Genomic DNA, 3,076 nt, shown 5'->3' with positions numbered 1-3,076 from the left:
GGCGCACGGTGGATGCCTTGGCACTAGAAGCCGAAGAAGGACGTGACTAACGACGAAATGCTTTGGGGAGCTGTAAGTAAGCAATGATCCAGAGATATCCGAATGGGGGAACCCACTAGTTAATGGCTAGTATCCATAACTGTTAAGGTTATGAGAAGGAAGACGCAGTGAACTGAAACATCTAAGTAGCTGCAGGAAGAGAAAGCAAACGCGATTGCCTGAGTAGCGGCGAGCGAAAAGGCAGAAGGGCAAACCGAAGAGTTTACTCTTCGGGGTTGTAGGACTGCGCTGTGGGATGACAAGATTATAGAAGAAGACTTTGGGAAGAGTCGCCAAAGAGAGTAATAGCCTCGTATTCGAAATAGTCTTTAACCCTAGCAGTATCCTGAGTACGGCGAGACACGAGAAATCTCGTCGGAATCTGGGAGGACCATCTCCTAACCCTAAATACTCTCTAGTGACCGATAGTGGACCAGTACCGTGAGGGAAAGGTGAAAAGCACCCCGGGAGGGGAGTGAAATAGAACCTGAAACCGTGTGCCTACAACAAGTTCGAGCCCGTTAATGGGTGAGAGCGTGCCTTTTGTAGAATGAACCGGCGAGTTACGATATGATGCGAGGTTAAGTTGAAGAGACGGAGCCGTAGGGAAACCGAGTCTTAATAGGGCGCGTTAGTATGATGTCGTAGACCCGAAACCATGTGACCTACCCATGAGCAGGGTGAAGGTGAGGTAAAACTCACTGGAGGCCCGAACCAGGGCACGTTGAAAAGTGCTTGGATGACTTGTGGGTAGCGGAGAAATTCCAAACGAACTTGGAGATAGCTGGTTCTCTCCGAAATAGCTTTAGGGCTAGCGTCGACATTAAGAATCATGGAGGTAGAGCACTGTTTGGGTGAGGGGTCCATCCCGGATTACCAATCTCAGATAAACTCCGAATGCCATTGATTTATGGTCGGCAGTCAGACTGCGAGTGCTAAGATCCGTAGTCGAAAGGGAAACAGCCCAGACCACCAGCTAAGGTCCCCAAATATATGTTAAGTGGAAAAGGATGTGGGGTTGCACAGACAACTAGGATGTTAGCTTAGAAGCAGCTATTCATTCAAAGAGTGCGTAATAGCTCACTAGTCGAGTGACCCTGCGCCGAAAATGTACCGGGGCTAAAACATATTACCGAAGCTGTGGATACCTTTATAGGTATGGTAGGAGAGCGTTCTATGAGTGAAGAAGGTGTACCGTGAGGAGCGCTGGAACGCATAGAAGTGAGAATGCCGGTATGAGTAGCGAAAGATGGGTGAGAATCCCATCCACCGTAAGACTAAGGTTTCCAGGGGAAGGCTCGTCCGCCCTGGGTTAGTCGGGACCTAAGGAGAGACCGAAAGGTGTATCCGATGGCCAACAGGTTGATATTCCTGTACTAGAGTATATAGTGAAGGAGGGACGCAGTAGGCTAACTAAAGCGTGCGATTGGAAGTGCACGTCTAAGCAGTGAGGTGTGATATGAGTCAAATGCTTGTATCTGTAACATTGAGCTGTGATGGGGAGCGAAGTTTAGTAGCGAAGTTAGTGATGTCACACTGCCAAGAAAAGCTTCTAGCGTTAATTATACTCTACCCGTACCGCAAACCGACACAGGTAGTCGAGGCGAGTAGCCTCAGGTGAGCGAGAGAACTCTCGTTAAGGAACTCGGCAAAATGGCCCCGTAACTTCGGGAGAAGGGGCGCTGGCTTTAAGTCAGCCGCAGTGAATAGGCCCAAGCAACTGTTTATCAAAAACACAGCTCTCTGCTAAATCGTAAGATGATGTATAGGGGGTGACGCCTGCCCGGTGCTGGAAGGTTAAGAGGAGGGTTTAGCGTTAGCGAAGATCTGAATTGAAGCCCCAGTAAACGGCGGCCGTAACTATAACGGTCCTAAGGTAGCGAAATTCCTTGTCGGGTAAGTTCCGACCCGCACGAAAGGCGTAATGATTTGGGCACTGTCTCAACGAGAGACTCGGTGAAATTTTAGTACCTGTGAAGATGCAGGTTACCCGCGACAGGACGGAAAGACCCCATGGAGCTTTACTGCAGTTTGATATTGAGTATCTGTACCACATGTACAGGATAGGTAGGAGCCTATGAAGTCGGGACGCCAGTTTCGACTGAGGCGTTGTTGGGATACTACCCTTGTGTTATGGCTACTCTAACCTAGATAGGTTATCCCTATCGGAGACAGTGTCTGACGGGCAGTTTGACTGGGGCGGTCGCCTCCTAAAAGGTAACGGAGGCGCCCAAAGGTTCCCTCAGATTGGTTGGAAATCAATCGCAGAGTGTAAAGGTATAAGGGAGCTTGACTGCGAGAGCTACAACTCGAGCAGGGACGAAAGTCGGGCTTAGTGATCCGGTGGTTCCGCATGGAAGGGCCATCGCTCAACGGATAAAAGCTACCCTGGGGATAACAGGCTTATCTCCCCCAAGAGTTCACATCGACGGGGAGGTTTGGCACCTCGATGTCGGCTCGTCGCATCCTGGGGCTGTAGTCGGTCCCAAGGGTTGGGCTGTTCGCCCATTAAAGCGGCACGCGAGCTGGGTTCAGAACGTCGTGAGACAGTTCGGTCCCTATCCGTCGCGGGCGTAGGAAATTTGAGAGGATCTGCTCCTAGTACGAGAGGACCAGAGTGGACTTACCGCTGGTGTACCAGTTGTCTTGCCAAAGGCATTGCTGGGTAGCTATGTAGGGAAGGGATAAGCGCTGAAAGCATCTAAGTGCGAAGCCCACCTCAAGATGAGATTTCCCATGATTTTATATCAGTAAGAGCCCTGAAAGATGATCAGGTTGATAGGTTAGAAGTGGAAGCGTGGTGACACGTGTAGCGGACTAATACTAATAGCTCGAGGACTTATCCGAAGTCAATATTGACAGCGTAAGGTTAACTTGATACAATATAGATATTCAATTTTGAATGGATAATCATTCAAGAGTTAAGTGACGATAGCCTAGGAGATACACCTGTTCCCATGCCGAACACAGCAGTTAAGCCCTAGTACGCCTGAAGTAGTTGGGGGTTGCCCCCTGTTAGATATGGTAGTCGCTTAGC

At 49.6% G+C, this 3,076-nt stretch carries 2 rRNA genes; both read left to right on the top strand.

Annotated elements, in window-relative coordinates:
- Positions 1 to 2,886 (top strand): 23S ribosomal RNA (locus A3GS_RS0109530); the annotation flags it as partial.
- 74 nt (positions 2,887 to 2,960) lie between these two features.
- A 5S ribosomal RNA gene (gene rrf, locus A3GS_RS0109525) occupies positions 2,961 to 3,076 on the top strand.

This window comes from Streptococcus caballi DSM 19004, assembly GCF_000379985.1.
Lineage (GTDB): Bacteria > Bacillota > Bacilli > Lactobacillales > Streptococcaceae > Streptococcus > Streptococcus caballi.
The sequence above is the reverse complement of the archived record's forward strand: the minus strand, read 5'-3'. Positions and strand labels throughout refer to the sequence as shown.